Annotated in this window: 14 protein-coding genes and 2 pseudogenes; 8 read left to right on the top strand and 8 right to left on the bottom strand. The window is 51.7% G+C overall.

Annotated elements, in window-relative coordinates:
• Positions 1 to 9: 9 nt before the first annotated feature.
• Positions 10 to 2,610, bottom strand: a complete 2,601-nt coding sequence (locus HMPREF1492_RS01870; protein WP_198014329.1) for an AAA family ATPase — start codon at positions 2,608 to 2,610, stop codon at positions 10 to 12.
• Positions 2,611 to 2,970: 360 nt separating this feature from the next.
• Positions 2,971 to 3,123 carry a hypothetical protein gene (locus tag HMPREF1492_RS07535; RefSeq protein WP_156924079.1) on the bottom strand — a complete coding sequence of 51 codons (153 nt, stop codon included), beginning with the start codon at positions 3,121 to 3,123 and terminating at the stop codon, positions 2,971 to 2,973.
• Between the two features lie 90 nt (positions 3,124 to 3,213).
• Between HMPREF1492_RS07535 and HMPREF1492_RS01865 the strand changes: the two genes are divergently transcribed.
• Positions 3,214 to 3,480 (top strand): hypothetical protein, encoded by a 267-nt coding sequence (locus HMPREF1492_RS01865; RefSeq protein WP_051479350.1) that lies wholly within the window; start codon positions 3,214 to 3,216, stop codon positions 3,478 to 3,480.
• A 28-nt stretch (positions 3,481 to 3,508) separates the two neighbouring features.
• On the opposite strand, the gene HMPREF1492_RS07680 is transcribed toward HMPREF1492_RS01865, so the two are convergent.
• From HMPREF1492_RS07680 to HMPREF1492_RS01850, 5 genes and pseudogenes are all read right to left on the bottom strand, one after another.
• On the bottom strand, positions 3,509 to 3,793 hold the full coding sequence (locus tag HMPREF1492_RS07680; protein WP_051479349.1) for a hypothetical protein: 285 nt from the start codon (positions 3,791 to 3,793) through the stop codon (positions 3,509 to 3,511).
• Between the two features lie 125 nt (positions 3,794 to 3,918).
• Positions 3,919 to 4,806, bottom strand: coding sequence for an AbiTii domain-containing protein (locus HMPREF1492_RS01860; RefSeq protein ID WP_156924078.1), 888 nt, complete (start codon positions 4,804 to 4,806; stop codon positions 3,919 to 3,921).
• 192 nt (positions 4,807 to 4,998) lie between these two features.
• A pseudogene (locus tag HMPREF1492_RS07185) lies at positions 4,999 to 5,244 on the bottom strand (transposase); the annotation flags it as partial.
• A gap of 243 nt (positions 5,245 to 5,487) precedes the next feature.
• Complete coding sequence (locus tag HMPREF1492_RS07850; protein WP_156924083.1) at positions 5,488 to 5,565, bottom strand: transposase; 78 nt, start codon at positions 5,563 to 5,565, stop codon at positions 5,488 to 5,490.
• A gap of 463 nt (positions 5,566 to 6,028) precedes the next feature.
• Positions 6,029 to 6,661, bottom strand: a complete 633-nt coding sequence (locus tag HMPREF1492_RS01850; RefSeq protein ID WP_156924077.1) for a hypothetical protein — start codon at positions 6,659 to 6,661, stop codon at positions 6,029 to 6,031.
• Between the two features lie 99 nt (positions 6,662 to 6,760).
• On the opposite strand from HMPREF1492_RS01850, the gene HMPREF1492_RS07175 reads away from it, so the two are divergent.
• The 7 genes from HMPREF1492_RS07175 (at position 6,761) to HMPREF1492_RS01815 (ending at position 14,508) form a co-directional block, all read left to right on the top strand.
• Positions 6,761 to 7,648, top strand: coding sequence for an IS3 family transposase (locus HMPREF1492_RS07175; protein ID WP_051479346.1), 888 nt, complete (start codon positions 6,761 to 6,763; stop codon positions 7,646 to 7,648).
• 292 nt (positions 7,649 to 7,940) lie between these two features.
• Positions 7,941 to 10,691, top strand: a complete 2,751-nt coding sequence (locus HMPREF1492_RS01840; RefSeq protein WP_198014328.1) for a PRD domain-containing protein — start codon at positions 7,941 to 7,943, stop codon at positions 10,689 to 10,691.
• Positions 10,692 to 10,749: 58 nt separating this feature from the next.
• Positions 10,750 to 11,244 carry a PTS sugar transporter subunit IIB gene (locus HMPREF1492_RS01835; protein WP_035435340.1) on the top strand — a complete coding sequence of 165 codons (495 nt, stop codon included), beginning with the start codon at positions 10,750 to 10,752 and terminating at the stop codon, positions 11,242 to 11,244.
• A gap of 16 nt (positions 11,245 to 11,260) precedes the next feature.
• Complete coding sequence (locus HMPREF1492_RS01830) at positions 11,261 to 12,052, top strand: PTS mannose/fructose/sorbose/N-acetylgalactosamine transporter subunit IIC (RefSeq protein WP_035435339.1); 792 nt, start codon at positions 11,261 to 11,263, stop codon at positions 12,050 to 12,052.
• The gene (locus HMPREF1492_RS01825; RefSeq protein WP_051479345.1) at positions 12,045 to 12,929 is read left to right on the top strand and encodes a PTS system mannose/fructose/sorbose family transporter subunit IID; all 885 of its coding nucleotides are present in this window, start codon (positions 12,045 to 12,047) and stop codon (positions 12,927 to 12,929) included. Before HMPREF1492_RS01830 ends, HMPREF1492_RS01825 begins: the two co-directional genes overlap by 8 nt.
• 153 nt (positions 12,930 to 13,082) lie before the next feature.
• Positions 13,083 to 13,484, top strand: a complete 402-nt coding sequence (locus HMPREF1492_RS01820) for a PTS sugar transporter subunit IIA (protein ID WP_035435336.1) — start codon at positions 13,083 to 13,085, stop codon at positions 13,482 to 13,484.
• Between the two features lie 142 nt (positions 13,485 to 13,626).
• The gene (locus HMPREF1492_RS01815) at positions 13,627 to 14,508 is read left to right on the top strand and encodes a Nif3-like dinuclear metal center hexameric protein (RefSeq protein WP_035435334.1); all 882 of its coding nucleotides are present in this window, start codon (positions 13,627 to 13,629) and stop codon (positions 14,506 to 14,508) included.
• Positions 14,509 to 14,924: 416 nt separating this feature from the next.
• Here the strand turns inward: HMPREF1492_RS01815 and tnpA are convergent.
• Positions 14,925 to 15,378 (bottom strand): annotated as a pseudogene (gene tnpA / locus HMPREF1492_RS01810) (IS200/IS605 family transposase).
• Positions 15,379 to 15,567 lie beyond the last annotated feature (189 nt).

Below are 15,567 nucleotides of genomic sequence, written 5' to 3'. Positions count from 1 at the left end.
ATACAGTGCTCACGATTTTTTACGTCGCATCTCAATGGCTTTACGCCAGTTCTCGAGCACGTCAACATCGGCCTCGAACTCTTGGATCGTTGGGAGTTCATCTGGTGGGGCGGGCGGATCGTCGTGTGCGTTGGTGAGCAATGAACACTTAGTCATGTTTTCCTCAACGATTCTGATGTCGTCGTCCGTTATGTCGGAAAGCCGCCTCAGTGGCTTCGTGTGTACTGGTCTTTCAAACCTCTTAACAACACCATTCAGCAAAACGGACTCAACTGCTCTCTCCCATGTTGTGCGCAAGTCGCTATAGCAATCGCGCACCTTTCTGCCCAATTCAGCGTCAGTCTTGATCTCGCCACCCTTGTAACGGCGTCCGATGTCAGTAGCTTTGTTCCTGAGCAGTTTTACGCGCTGTTTGACGTTACTAGCATCCCAATCTAACTCATTCAATACAACGCCAGCAATGGCCCCTCGCCTCTGGACGGTTCGATATGTGACTGGAACTTCACTCTGTGCCGAAAGTTCGGAAATCTCGACGCAGAACACGGGCTCGTGCGTAAATACGATTACCGGGTGCGACTTTGCCGCTTCTACAATCCTAGCGGCGACCGCTTTGCGCCATCTATGATCTAGCGAGGTAATAGGATCATCGAGAACGACCGAGGAATCACCCGGCATCACGTCTACGAGTGCGAAGAAACCAGCCAAGGCCACAATCTTTTGCTCCCCTTCGCTGAGCACGTTCCTTGGAGACGCAACTGTTCCTTCTAGAGCAATGCGCTGGTATTCCTGACCTGCCCGTACGCGGGTCGAGATGGCGACTTGCTGGCCTGATGCTTTAAGCTTGTCGAGCTCGTCTACAAACGCCGCTTGCACACGTTCCACAACCTCAACCTGTGAAGCCTCCGAGACGAGCGTGCTGACCTGTCGTGTACTGCATTTCTTTCGAACAGATTCGATGGCATTACGCTGCTCTCGCTTCTTTGCATCCGCTATCAAGATGTCTTTGTTGTCGGAGATCCATGCGCGACCATTGAGCTCTTCGAGTTCCGCCTTCAGCTTGTTTGCGTTACCAGGCTGCTGGTTCGCTCTTAAAGATTCCAGGCGTTGGTCGAGTCCGTCGAGTTCGCCCTTCACTTGCGTGCCTGCAAGCTCTATTAAGCCCGAAAGCTTTATGAGTGCGTTTGGGTCCGGGGCAGTCGCGATCGATTCAAGCTCGGATACGAGTGAATCCATGCTGGATCTCGCTTGGTCTGTGGCCAGAACGCTAATTCCGGCCTTATCTGATTTGACGGCATCGACCGCACTGACGAAGCGATTTGTCAGGGAACCCAATAGCTTGCGTTTTTCGGTAAGGTTCTTCTCGGCAACGCCAGTAACATAATCCTCAAAGCAGCGCATACGGGAAAGAGCCGCTTCTCCTAGTGGCTGTTGGCAAAGCGGGCATAGCGAGTCTTCCTGCAATTTCGGGAACGCGACGTCGGTATAAGCAAGGCTATCGGAATACAGTCGTGCGGCTTCCCAAAGCGACTTCCACGCATCACTGCCAAAGCCGTTTAGCTCTGAGTTATCACTTGCGAGGACAGTTGCCGCTTTGGCAGCCTCGGTGGCTTTCCTTACAGCATCCTGAGCCGACTCGTATTCCCCGGAGAACTTCGGCTGACAACATTTGTAAAGGTCGACCAGTCTTTGCCGCATTGCCGCAAGTTGGGAGCGACGCCGTTCGACCTTCGGAACCTCAACGTCCGGGTCTGAGTCTATGAGCTTGGGAAGCGCTCTACGTCTCGATTCATCCTGCGGGCTTAGCAATGCTGCATTTACGAGCCTTATCGCTTCGTTTTCTAATGCGCATGATAGAAGCGTCTCTACTCTGGATAGCCTGCGCAGTTCGAAAGGTACCAGCCCCATATTGAGAGATTCGGTCAATTCGCTCTCACGTGTCTGCAACTGTGCGGCAACTGCAGAGATTAGATCAGTCATACGCATAAGCGACGAGATCACACCAGGCATGTAGAGCATTGCGTTGTCCTTGTTGCCGACCTCTATTGCTGCGCAAGCAGCGTCGAAGAACGCAACCTCTGGGAATGCCGGATAGGACGAATCGCCATCTTTCCACGCAAATGACATGGAAGTGCCATCGATGTTCACATCGAAGGCAGCAGATGGTAAACCGTTGTCTTCAAAAACGTTCGACAGGATTTCTGACGAGCCTGAACGTGAGGTGCAGGCGTTACGCAAGATTCGGCTAAACCCCGACTTGCCCGAACCGTTATTGCCATAAATGACAGTAATGCCAGATGTTCCTAGATTGAGCTTGGATCCTGGCTCAATTGCGTTGATTCCGCTTTCTGCCGTAACGGACTCAAGCAAAACCACACGTTGGGAAGAGCTTTCACCTCCAAGATCGGCCGACTGATAATCCACAAGCTGAACATTGCCCTGGATGCCGAGGTCGATACCTGATTCTTTGCAAGCTGCAGCCGCGAGAGCTTCAACCTGCCTATCAGTAAAAGCACCCTGAAGGACAATATGAAGTGCTGCCGAATACCAGCTGGGTTGTTTCTTGATCCACTGGTCGATGACGGATTCAAGGCTTTGCTTCTGTTCTTCCAAATGTATGACCTCTGTCTCCCTTGGCTCCAATTCATTAGCTTCTAATTTTACCTGAAACATTGCCGCAACAACCAGCCATGACACTCTTGATGCGCGACTTTGTGACGTGATTCGACAATGCCCGTGTCGGTAAGGGTACGGGCATCGTTCATTTTGCCCGCCTTAACGGCGAAAGGCAGGCAGGACATGGACGGTGAACAGAATGGTACGCAGGCCCAGCAAGCGGCGTTAGCGCAAGTAGACGGGGCAACGCAAGCACGAACGCAGCCACCCCGACTATGAGAGGCAGATCGCAGAGCCGCCAAGAGCGCCGAGGTCAAGAGGGCGTCCGCCGACGAGCACGTCGACTTCTCCCTGCAGCTAAAGGGGTGTCGTAACGTTAAGGCGGCCTGTATCGTCCTCGATGACTACGAGGGCGACATATCCAAGCTCAAGAAGACCGAGTCGTGGCTTTTCGCCAAGCACATGTCCAGCGACAGCGGCTCGTCCAGCAGCACCGGACTCCCCCAACACGAGGACCGCCTCCGACGAGGATAGAACCATGAAACACTGGCGCAAGCTCGACGGGCTCGACGAATCCGATAACGAATAAGGGGTTTGACCATGCCAAACTCCATTGCATACATCAAGAACCACATCACGGTCCTGGACGTCGTATACAAGAGGACGGTCTGCTCGACCGTGCTGAACAGCAGGTGGCGCATGATACGGGCCGGCCGCAACGCGAAGGAAATCATAATCCCCAAGATTTCCGTGAAGAGTCTGGGCAACTATACGCGCAACGTCGGGTACGACAACGGCGCGATCACTTATGAGTCCGAAACCAAAACCTTCGGGTACGACCGAAACATGCCCTCCCAGCTGGTGTAATAGACGTCAAGGAAGCCGGAATCTTGAACTACTTCGTGGAGGCAGGTTCCGAGCCGAAACGTTCAATGATGGCATCTACCCTGTAGTAGGCACGACAATCGAACAGACTTAGGGATGCAACCGTAGCCATATACACGCGAGAACTATCAAGGGTTTCCAGCTTCTTCTTGTTGAACGATTCATTGGGGCCGAGCCCATGGTATTTATCTAAAGTATCCGGAACATGCAGTTTGCGGATACCAAAGACGTTGAGAAGGATCTCGTCTTTGTTTGAGACGAACGTCAGTGACTCGATAGCCTTGTGATAGTCCATCGGATACTCTCTTCACCAATCCTCTACGCTGAAGTTCTCTGTTCGCCGAGGATTTTATTGGGTGTATCCATATAAAAAGCCTTTCAGAAAGTATGGTGATGCTAATATTGTGGGTTGGATTTAGACTATGCCCCCAAGAGCTTGGTAGCCACTGACCCCGCAACGGCGCAAATGATGCCGACAATAATGGGAACGATGATATTCCAGGCAATCTTGCGCGAAACTGGCTCATCGACTTCGGTAGGTGGGTCCACTTGAATATGGAGAACATCACTATTGATCTTATAGTTCACGTAGTTAATCTTTGTCGATGATTGGCTACTGATATCAACGCCGAGATCATCAAGGTTGCCGTATTCTTCCTCCAGCAGAAGAAGCGATTTCAGGACACGATTCTTTACTTCAGCAATTGCATTTTGAAAGAAGGCTATTGGGATAACTTGCTTGATGGAAAAACATTGTAAGCCACCATCAGACCGCTCTTGCACCTTGGCTGCAAGTATCGATCTATCGAGGTAAATGACTGAAGACGTGTCCCCCAGAAAACTCTCAAGAGCTGAGATGCTTTGATCAAATCGAACATTGGTCACCTGATCAAGTATTTCCGTACCCAGAAAGGAAGGATCAAGAGGCGCCTTGTCCACCTTGAGTGTGTAGTTGTTAATACCTGAATAAATGAAGTTAACACTTTTAACGCGACGATACTCTGGCACGCTGTCTTCTGACGGATAGCCTACGAGCTCATTCTCGGTCCACTTTTCAAGTTCACTATTTCTAACGTCATGCGCAATTACCTGTAAACGAGTTAACGATTGCTTGAGGCTAACTTCGTCATCGACTACGGCTTTGATTATCTTGCTCTTTGGCAATATCGATCTCCTCCTTCTTTTCTCATGTGATTTTGCAGCAGTATAACGATTACATATGAGATGAACAACGCAATGCCGCCATGCAGATCCTTGGAAAACCTCAGAGATAGTTCTTGTCAGATCTGCGTGGGCATCTGAGACCACATTTGGCCCAACTATTTATCCGCCCCCTCATAGTGCTATTCTCAAATTGCTCTGTGCTATCTTATTTCGTCCCTTAAATAAAAAGTTCCCCGACTCCCCCACCATAAGGTAGTGTGCCAAATGTTGGTGTCAGGTGCCTTTGTCTTGGAGCGGCAATGCCTAAAACCGTGTCTTCAGTCTACACCATCGACCTCACGCCACCTTTCTTTTAGCCTCGATTGCCACAAGGATAAGCGTCTCTGCCTTCTTGACGACCTCAGGCTTGGAAGGCTCTATACTCTCACAGTTGCGCCTTACGTCCTTGAGGGAGTCGTCATCTATGAAGCTCATCTCCAGCCACTCTTCGTTCACGTCTATGAGCACCGACCCCACAAGGCGCTTGAGCGACTCTGCCGACGGGAACACGCCGACCACCTTGGTGCGGCGCCTGATCTCCTCGTTGGCGCGCTCCTAGACATTGTTGGTCCGCAGTCTCACGTGGTGCCCGTAGGGGAAGTCGAGGTACGCGAGGGCGTCCGCCTCCGCATCCTCGAGCAGCTCGCCGGCGTGTCTGGAGCGGGTTGAAAACACGTCGACGGCCTTTCGGTACATCGCCCGCACCAGCTCGGGTCCCGCTCGGAAAAGACGGCCTTGAGCGCGGCTGCGGCCTCTGTCTTGTCCTGCCTCTTCGCGAACCACCCCCTAGGCATCGCGCTCAAGGTGTACGATGCAGCGCTGCCAGGCCGCGCCGTTGAACACCTCGCGGACAACATTCGGCACACTACCGTGCCCTGAGTTTCATGTAGTCTTCCATGTGCTCAAAGCCTACCTTCGCATACAACCTTCTTGCCATATTGATAACCTCAAGGTAGGTCTTGTCTGCTCCGCCGGCCTTCGCCTCTTCCATTAGGCGGTCAACGATTTCTCTCTAGCCACTCCTTTGTCACGCGTCTGAGGGATTGTGTAGACATTCATCAGGTAGGCACAACGTCCGTCTTTACGCCGCCGCAGCCTTTTTCAACAGGGCACAGACTCTCGTCGAGGATGTACATGCGTCCCCAGCACCGCCTTCCCCACAGGATAGGTGTTGTCAGGTAGCTCCATAGGCACAGGCACCCCACGCGTAACGAGCACGGCCACATGGGAGACGAACGAGAAGCGGACTGATGAAAGATGATGTATATCTAGATACGTACGAGTCCCCGGTGGGGACGCTCATGCTCACAAGCGATAACCTGCTTTACTACTTGCCTCCCCGGAGCTTATAGGCGTTGATGTTATCTGTGGTGTAGCCGACCAGAACGTCGGGTTTCTTGCCGACGATGGCCTCGAAGATCTGCTGAAGGTCCATACCCCGGCCACTGCCGCCGCGGTTGTAGAAGTTGATTTCGCTGAAGTCGTTCAGCTTGCACACCACAAAGGAGTTTATGGTAGAGAAGTTCCTTCTCGTCACGTGCCGGTATATCCAGACGACGTCGGCGTAGGGAACGACAGCGCTCGCGCGCTTGTCAAAGATGAAGCGCTCGGTAAGCACGAGATTGTTGGGATTGCCGGGCATGAGGGAGTAGGCTCTCAGCTCGTCACATGCCTGCTGCATTACGCCCTCGGCGTCAAGCCGGTCGATGCACTTTTTGAGCGTCTTGTTGGCCGAGGAATAGTTGAACGCGAAAACAGCGCCCACCACGGCAGCGAGTATGCCGATGACGATGTACGACGTGACGTTCGCCCCCGCGCCCTCCTGCATCGCGTCAAGGTAGAGGCCGCCCACCATGTTGGAGAGCTTTGCACTGCTCATGCCATAGGTGTTTGCGATAGCGCTCACCAGGTTGCTGGGTATCTTCTTTGCGGTGGCTGCAATGCGCTGTGCCTCTGGCATGGCGACAGTCGCATCGTTGCCGGAGATGGAGAACGAGTTCCTGAAAAAAGCTGCGGTCCTCTTTGTCAAAGAGCAAAGGTTGTAGACAGGTACCACCTGATGCTAGCGGAGAAGGCCGAATACCCGGTTAAGATGATAGCAAGGCTGCTCGAGGTGTCCAGGTTGGGCTTCTACTCGTGGCTGGCCAACGGCGCGCCCACGGACGAGTGGGGCCACGTGCACGACGCCGTGAAGCGCGTGTGGCTTGAGAGCGACCGCCGCTTCGGGGCGCGCATGGTGAACGCGTTCCTGCCGCCCGAACTCGGGTTCGTGACGCTCTACCGCGTGCGCAAGTGCATGCGCGAGCTGGGCATACGCGGCGTGACACCCAACGCTGAGGAGCGCACCACGATACCTGATGAGGGCGCGCCCCTGAAGCCGGACCTGGTGGCGTGCGACTTCACCAGCCCCGTGCCCACCTACAAGCTCGTGGGCGACATCACCTACCTGTGCACGGGGCAGGGCCGGCTGTCCCTGGCCACCGTGATAGACCTCAACACCCGCATGGCGGTCGGGTGGGCGTGTGTCCGGGTACATGTCTCCGCCGACATAGTCGTCTCGGCCCTCGGGCTGGCCCGCAGGCGCGGCCACAAGGCCGAAGGGCCATCTTCCACAGCGGCCGCGGCAGCCAGTGCACCTCGGGGCTCTGGCGTCGTGGGCCAGGGAAGACGACGTGGGGCTCTCGTGTGGCCGCACCAGCAGCCGCCACGACAACGCGGCGGCAGGGTCCTTCTTCGCGGTCCTCAAGAGCGAGATGTACTGCCGCCGCTCGTCTGCCACGCGCGAGGAGGCGGGGTTCGCCGTGGGCGGCTCCATAGAGTCCTCTACAACCGCAGGCGCTCCCACTCGACAATCGGCTACAGGGTGCCGGCCGACGTGATGGACGAGTCCTTCGAGCGCTTCGAGAGCGCGTTGTCGGAGCCGAGGGAGGTGTTGTGGGCGGCATAAACCCCGGATTTTTCGTGTCCGAAATCTTGACACAGGTCATTCTCGGCAAACGGCAAGAAGCGGAATGCGAGAAGTACTGCTGATCCACACCCATAAACATTCGATATAAGTCCCTCTGTACTTGAGTACCTCTAGGACAGTGTCGAGAATATGTGTCGAGATATCTATAAATCCGAGTTCATCGCCATGCAATGCTGTCGAAAGGAAAACGATTATGACGAAAACACAGAAACAGAAAAAGAGTAGCGATGCGCCGCCGTATCTTGATCATTGTCGAAAGGAGGGGCATAGAATGGCTGCGATGGATACCAAACAGGAATTACTCAGACACTTAGATACCATCACTCGACATCTTAACCCACAAAAACTTGACCCCTTCACTACAGCCCGTATTGCCTCTGATATCAATGTCTCACGAAACCTTGCCAGCCAGTATCTAAATGATCTGGTACGTGAAGGGTTTGTCATCAAAATTAATACGCGCCCGGTAGTCTTTATGCATAAGAGGGGTTTGGAACGCTATTTACAGGTTAAACTTGACCGCGCTGAATATGCCTCCATCTCGGACCTTATGTCGACCATTGGTTATGGCACCCGTCATGACTTCGACAGAGCCATCGGCCATGACCTCTCACTTGCCCCCTGCATCGAACAACTAAAAAGCGCCATCCGCTATCCCACTAATGGCCTACCCGTACTCATCATAGGTGAACCGGGCACAGGCAAAGCTCTGCTTTCGCATCTCATGTTTGATTACGGTATAAACGTGGGGATACTACCTTCAAAAGCCACCTATGTTGCAATAGACTGCGCTGATTATGCCACCGACGATGAGCGTTTCGCTGCTGACCTCCTGGGTACCAAAGACAGGTTCGGACACCTTAATGAGACATCGGGTGGCATTGTTTACCTAGCAGGTTTTGAACACCTTTCGCAGATTTCACGCAATCTCATACTCACGCACTTGCGCCATACCACAGATCCCTTGCACGACATCCACGCCGTCCCGTCCGCACGCATCGTCCTTTCCACGTCGTTGCCACCGAATAACCCCATTATCCATCAGGTCACGCATCTGGTACCTATTGTCGTAAACATACCTTCCCTTAAAGAACGCACCGGTGACGAACGCACTGATCTAATAATGCATTTCCTACGCATTGAAAGTCGCCATGTCGACTCCGATATAGCCATCAGCCGTGGTGCCCTTCGCTCGCTTGTAGAGGCTCCTTTCTCAGACAATGTGGACGGTTTACGTACCTGCATCACTAACTGTTGTGCTAGCGCCTACCTCAACCGCACCGACAAGCATTTGGTTATCCACGCGTATAACTTACCGGCCGCGATATTAAGCACAAGCACGGTACAGGAAGATGATGACAAGCTCGTAACCGGAGACAAACGTAGTTCATCAGATATTAGATCGCGGGCGATACGATACTTCCAAACTATTCTTGATGCCTATCATGCGCATCAAGGCGGTAAGATATCTTTTGACGAGCTCATTGCCTCCGCACTTGAAACCGTGCATCAATACGAGGATTACCTTAACTTTGAGGCAAACTCCACCAACCCACGCCTTGCTTCCTACGAACAGGTGCTCAATCCCCTTTTTGAACGGGCCGATTCCACATATGGCATCGAGCTTTCCCGCAAGGCCTGCCATACTCTTTCACAGTCGCTTTGTCTCCAACTGTGGGGCGAAGCCGGCGTCGCACGCTGGCGTACCTCAAACACAACTGATTTGCAGGCACTTCTCGCCTTGCTCACAAAACGGTCACGTACAGCCGCCGTTATCGTTAACCATATCAAAGCCGAAACGATGAATGCTTTAGGTGTAGAGATTGATGTGCTCTCGCAAATCCTCCTCTTCATAGACGTAAAAGAGGCGGTCGACTCCGCGCATACGGGTAGACAAAATGTAGGCATTATCCTTGCCCACGGTTACTCCACTGCCACAAGCATCGCCGATGCAGCGAACCGCATTCTACACCGACGCGTCTTCGACGCTATTGACATGGCCTATGACCAGCGGGTCTCTGATGTCACAGGACAACTCTCGCGCCTGCTTGAGCGATACGCCTACGCCCCTACGATAGCCATACTTGTTGATATGGGCACACTTTCAGAAATCGACAAAGCCGTCCATGGTATCGCCAATGGGGACCTCTATATGATCAACAACGTCTCCACCGGTATGGCACTTGAGGTCGGTTCGGCTCTCATATCGTCCGAAGACATAGGTGAGGTACTCACCCGCTCGCTTCAAGTACTCACCCCCACATGGCATGTCCTACGCGGTGCACGCAACCATGATGCCGTAATTTTTTGTTCCGAGAATGGCAACGACGCAGCTGAACGTATCCGTCAACTGGTGGCCTCAAGCCTGCCTAACGAACTCTCAGCACACCTCGTAACGACCGATTTCTACGATTTGTTGCGCAACGGCTCCAATGCCACGGTCTTTAGCAGCTATCGTGTATGCGCCGTCATGGGCACCATGGATCCGGGTATCCCAAGTATTCCCTTTGTCGGTCTTGAGGATATTATCGCCAATGGTTCATCAGAGGTCCTTGATAAAGCACTCGGATCAACACTCGGTCCTGAAGGCATTGCTCATTTCCATCGTGAGCTATTACGAAATGTGACGCTGCGTAGCGTGGTTGAGTCCATCACCATTCTTAATCCCGAACGCCTCTATGCCGAGGCTGACCGCGGCCTACGCCGCCTACAAGATTTCCTAGGTAAACGCATAGAGCAGCGCAAAATCATCGGTATCTATGTACACCTTTGTGGCCTCATTGAGCGCCTTGTAACCAAAAACTTCATTGACACGCATCCCCCCAGTGAGGTTCCTGTCACCAGATATCCCGAGTTCATAGAGTGGTTCCGTGAGTCTTTCAAGGATCTTTGCCAACGTTACAAAGTCGAGATTCCGATAAGCGAAATTGCCTATGTACACGATTTTATCTATGGAAACCAAGTGGCTGCGACGCCCAAAGATATTGCTCAGGTTGGAGGCGATTCCCTTCTCGACGAATAGGTCGTATGCGCATGGTTTACAAAAAGATATGGAAAGGACAAAGAAAGGAGTAATAAGTATGGGCATTAAGGCAGGAAGGATCGACTACCGCCTTCTGCACGGCATCGTTCAGAGCTACTGGTGTCCAATGTACGCAACACAGCGCACCATGGTCATTGATGATGCCACCGCCGGTGACGAAGTGCGTAAAGGTGCTATGAGGATGTCAAAGCCATCCGGCCAAGCGCTCTCGATCATTTCGCGTGAGACGGCCTACGCAAATTTCGCAGCTGGTAAGTATGACGGCCACACAGTCTTTGTGATCGCCGCCGATCCACAGGTCTTTCTCGATCTCATTGAGCTGGGGCAGAAAGTACCCATACTCACGTTAGGCCTCACTCAGCTGCCTACGGGCGACGAAACGGGAAACGGCATCCAGGCGGGACGCCGGGTATTCATCAAACATGGGCAAATCCCCATCTACCAAGCCATTGCCAGGGCAGGTACCAACGTCGAGGTTCGCTATATGACTACCGACAAGTCAATTCCCATCTCTGAGTACATCCCTCTTTAAAGAAAGGTGGTAAATAATGGCAGTTACTATACTCCAAGCATTCTTGATTATCCTGCTCTCAGGTATCCGTGCTTTGGACTACTACTCAACCCAAACGTTTCCTCTTATGCATGTGCTCTTTTGTTGGCTTGCAGGTATCATCCTTGGCGATCCCTACACCGGCCTTGTGGTGGGCGGCACCATCCAGCTTATGTCCATGGGTGCCGTAGGTTTAGGTGGTTCTTCTGCCCCCGACTATGGCATGGCCGGCTTGGTGGCCACCGTTATCGCCATCACCACTGGAAACGGTGATATCTCAGTAGGACTTACCGTAGGTATCGCAGTGGCTATGCTCTACGTTCAACTTGATGTGCTCTTTAAGATCTACAACTCCTGGGTCTTTCGTGTAATGCGTGGTTATGCAGAGAAGCGGGAATATGACAAGATGCTGCGTTCTTTCTTCCTATCCCATCTTTATCTCTTCCTTCAAGGCGCCCTACCCATGGCCATCGTGATCTTCTTTGGCCAACCCGCAGTCGAAACGATTCTCGCCATAATGCCCGAATGGTTCACAAAGGGCCTCAACGTTGCTGCCGGCATCCTACCTTGCACAGGCTTTGCAGTGTTGCTTACCTTCATGCCGCTCAAAAAGTTCTGGGCATTCGTGGTCGCCGGCTTCGTATGTGCCGCATGGCTACGCCTACCCATTCTCCCCATTGCTCTTATCGGCATGATTGTTGCCGTCTGCTACTTCAAACTACACACTGAGGGTGTCGCTGGCAGCCAAGTTGCCACGGCTACCGACGGAGGTGAACTCGAAGATGAGTAACGGATTTCTTAAACCAAAAAACATCTCAGCAACAGACTTCAAAGAGCCCATACCTACCCCGCTACCCGATGGTACCTACACGCCAGTACTCACCAAAGAAGACTTAGACATCTGTTCGCACCGCATGTGGCTTGCAGATACCATCTCCTACTCCTATGCCACACAAAACGCCCCCTGTGCTACTTTTGCCTCGTTCTATGCACTCCGAAAAATCTACGGTGGAAACGAGGACGCCTTTAATAAAGCCGTCCTTAACCAACTCGATTGCGTGTTTAACGCCACGCCTCCTGTATGCGGCCTGGTGTTAGGTGCCGGTCTTGCCCTTGAGGACACCAGTCACGAAGCCGGGATGCAAGCTGAAAATGATCTTAAGGTCGGCCTCATGGGTCCAATTTCCGGCGTCGGCGACGTTTTCTGCTGGATCCTCCCACCTACCATCTTGGGTTCTATCGCAAGTTATATGGCCACAGAGGGCAGTCCTATAGGTATCTTCTTGTGGATTGCCGTATGGTTGGCTTTTCTCGTGTGGCGTTTGCAAAACTACAATCAGGGTTATAATGCGGGAGTCTCGGTCATCACAACCATGGCCGACAAGATCTCAGTCCTCACCGAAGCCGCTTCGATCCTAGGTCTGATGGTCGTAGGTTCACTCATATATTCCAACGTGGTCATACATACCCCGCTTGTATTTACCTACGGAGACATCTCACTGCTAATCCAAGAAGGCGTGATCGACCTAATCTTCCCCAATCTACTAGGAATTATCGCCACAGCCATCGTATATCGTTTGATCAAGAAAGGAGCAAACCTCTCCTTTGTTATCCTTGGGATCATCGCCATCAGCTGTCTTTGCGCCGCCTTTGGCATCCTAGGATAGGCAATGTCCTTTTGGACGGCCTCGTAACTGTTGCCGTCCATCCTCTTTGAGAGATCTTTGGGCTTTTGTATTGTTGGATTTTTGTAATGTTTAGATGTAGTGGCCCATGTGTATGGACCCGCTCTCAGGCACGAAATCATTGGGAGAACCACTGTGAGACACATCATTCTTGCTTCGCATCACCGCTTTGCCGAGGGTTTAGCCGATACTATGGCCTACATTGGTAACCTTGAGGGATTGACCGTCATCTGTGCCTATATCGACGAGACACCGATCTCCAAGCAAATAGCTGAAGTGTTTGCGGACATTGACCCCAAGGACGAAGTCATCGTTCTTGCCGACATCATGCAAGGTAGCGTCAACCAGGCATTTGCCCCTTACATAAACGATCATGTATTCCTTATTGCAGGGACTAACGTCGCGCTTGCACTGGAACTTGCCTTCGCCGATGAACCGCTTACCGAGACTACCATAGAGACGGCAATCGATATAGCACGTCAGTCCATGGTGCTCATGAATACGGCAGTTGCCGATATTGATAGGGACGATGAATAAGACGCAGGCATCTAAGATATAGGCCGCAGGTGTTTAAACCCTAAGTGTTTAGACCCTATGTATCCTTGAGGTATCCCTTAGGGTCTCTCTAAAAGATCAGGGATACCTCTTTATCAGATATCTATTTGAACGGAGGTATCCTATGCTCATTAGCGAAGTCATCCAGAAATGCAAGGATTATAGCAGAGGGTTGGATCCTTTCAACTCCATGAGGCCAGTCGACGCTGTCAGGACGCGTGACCAAGTACTCTACGGCAATGTCACCCAAGAATGCACTGGCATCGTAACCTGCATTTGGGCCACAAGCGACATCATCCGTAAAGCCCAACGCTTAGGCTATAACCTCATTATCAGCCATGAGGCGCTCTTCTGGAACCATGGAGACCGGCAAGGCTTCTTGGCATTCAATAAGACTTTCCAGGCAAAGAAGGCGTTACTTGACGAGTGGGATGGCGCCGTATGGAGAAACCACGACTACATCCACTCCCAGGTGCCTATCGACAACGGCAAAATGGCAGATGGTATCTTTTATGGCTTGGCAAGTAAGCTCGGTTGGCTTGACTACCGTGTGGAGGACACATCGATGCCCCTTGATTATCAGATTCCGCCCATGAGAGCCATGGATTTGGCGGTCTACATCGTACGGAGACTTGGACTTAATGGAACCCGTATCATCGGCAATACCGAAGCCATGGTAAGCCGTATCCATTTTCCGATGCATCTCATTGGTGGGCCAGACGATGATGAACTCATGTACGCTGAGACTCATGACATAGACTGCCTTGTAACCATGGAGCTGACCGACTTCACCGTACAGGAGTATATCCGCGATTCTGCGATGTTCGGACGAGAAAAGTGCATCATCGCGCTCGGACACTTCAATACCGAGGAACCGGGTATGGAATACATGGTTAACTGGTTACCTGAGGCGTTAGGCACGAACGACGTTCCTGCCACCTTTGTTCCCATGAAAGACCCCTTCAACTATGTGCTTAATGACATTTATAAAGGGAAAACACAGTGAGAAGTGCCCCACCTATAAATCTCCTCGCTCAACTCAGAACCGAGTCCGCGCGACAGGATGGGTATAGCTCAAGCGTCTGGAGTCCAGCGCAGTAGGCGTTTTGAGGTCCTGACCTCAAAATATGCTAAGGAATGGCTTCGAGTAGGTGTTTTTCTCGCGAGAAGAGCCTCTATGGGCCGCCGATTCACCTACTCGACACATTTTCTTAGCGCCAACGCCTAATGGAGCTGCTTTTGTAACAGAAACCGGAATCTTGCGTGAAACACAATCATAACCACCCGCAAAGCGAGTGGTTTGTTCTTAGGGTATAACCCTAAGTATACTTGCCCAGGACTCAAGTCCTTTGCCCTTCACTTCGTTCAGGTCACAATAGCAATGTAACACCGGCAGCCAGTTAAACTGGCTATCTTGCTAGATTATTTATCGAAGGGATTTTCATATTCCTTCAAACTTAATGTATCCTGAGCTAGATCGGCGTTTTCTTGTTCTCGAATATATTTTCTTATTGTCGCCTCATTAAGACCTACGGTTGATACATAGTAGCTGCGGCCCAAAACTTTCTATTACCATACTTATATTTAAGGTTTGCATGTAATCAAACATGAGCAGTGAGCTTTTACCTTTTAAGTAACCCATAAAACTTGAAACGCTTATCTTAGGTGGGATACTCACAAGCATGTGTATGTGATCTGGCATGAGGTGACCTTCAAGAATTTCTACTCCTTTCCAGTCACAAAGCATCTTGAGTATTTCTCGAAGATCTTCTCTATATTTGTTATAAATGACTTTCCTTCTATACTTTGGTGTAAACACAATGTGGTATTTACATAACCATTTTGTGTGCGCAAGGCTATTGGCCTTATGTGCCATAGCTACTCCTTCCTTCTTGGCTATTAGTGACCTGAACAATCGCTATGCTAGAAGGAAGGATTTTAATTTGCAAAGCAAAAAAGTATTCTCCACCCGCATATGAACTGCGTCCCAAAACTTGGACGAATTTAATAAAGACCTAGGCCACTAAGGACTGATTCCGGAACTCCTCCGGGGTCAGTCCTTTTA

Origin of the sequence: Atopobium sp. BS2 (assembly GCF_000565075.1) — a bacterium.
Lineage (GTDB): Bacteria > Actinomycetota > Coriobacteriia > Coriobacteriales > Atopobiaceae > Lancefieldella.
Note: the sequence above shows the minus strand (reverse complement) of the source record. Positions and strands in the feature narration are given on the sequence as shown.

Excerpts from the sequence above, each read along its gene's own strand:
- HMPREF1492_RS01840 (WP_198014328.1), top strand. The coding sequence starts at position 7,941 with ATGGCTGCGATGGATACCAAACAGGAATTACTCAGACACTTAGATACC.
- HMPREF1492_RS01850 (WP_156924077.1), bottom strand. The coding sequence starts at position 6,661 with ATGCCAGAGGCACAGCGCATTGCAGCCACCGCAAAGAAGATACCCAGC.
- HMPREF1492_RS01825 (WP_051479345.1), top strand. The coding sequence starts at position 12,045 with ATGAGTAACGGATTTCTTAAACCAAAAAACATCTCAGCAACAGACTTC.
- HMPREF1492_RS07175 (WP_051479346.1), top strand. The coding sequence starts at position 6,761 with ATGCTAGCGGAGAAGGCCGAATACCCGGTTAAGATGATAGCAAGGCTG.
- HMPREF1492_RS01835 (WP_035435340.1), top strand. The coding sequence starts at position 10,750 with ATGGGCATTAAGGCAGGAAGGATCGACTACCGCCTTCTGCACGGCATC.
- HMPREF1492_RS01865 (WP_051479350.1), top strand. The coding sequence starts at position 3,214 with ATGCCAAACTCCATTGCATACATCAAGAACCACATCACGGTCCTGGAC.
- HMPREF1492_RS01830 (WP_035435339.1), top strand. The coding sequence starts at position 11,261 with ATGGCAGTTACTATACTCCAAGCATTCTTGATTATCCTGCTCTCAGGT.
- HMPREF1492_RS07680 (WP_051479349.1), bottom strand. The coding sequence starts at position 3,793 with ATGGACTATCACAAGGCTATCGAGTCACTGACGTTCGTCTCAAACAAA.
- HMPREF1492_RS01815 (WP_035435334.1), top strand. The coding sequence starts at position 13,627 with ATGCTCATTAGCGAAGTCATCCAGAAATGCAAGGATTATAGCAGAGGG.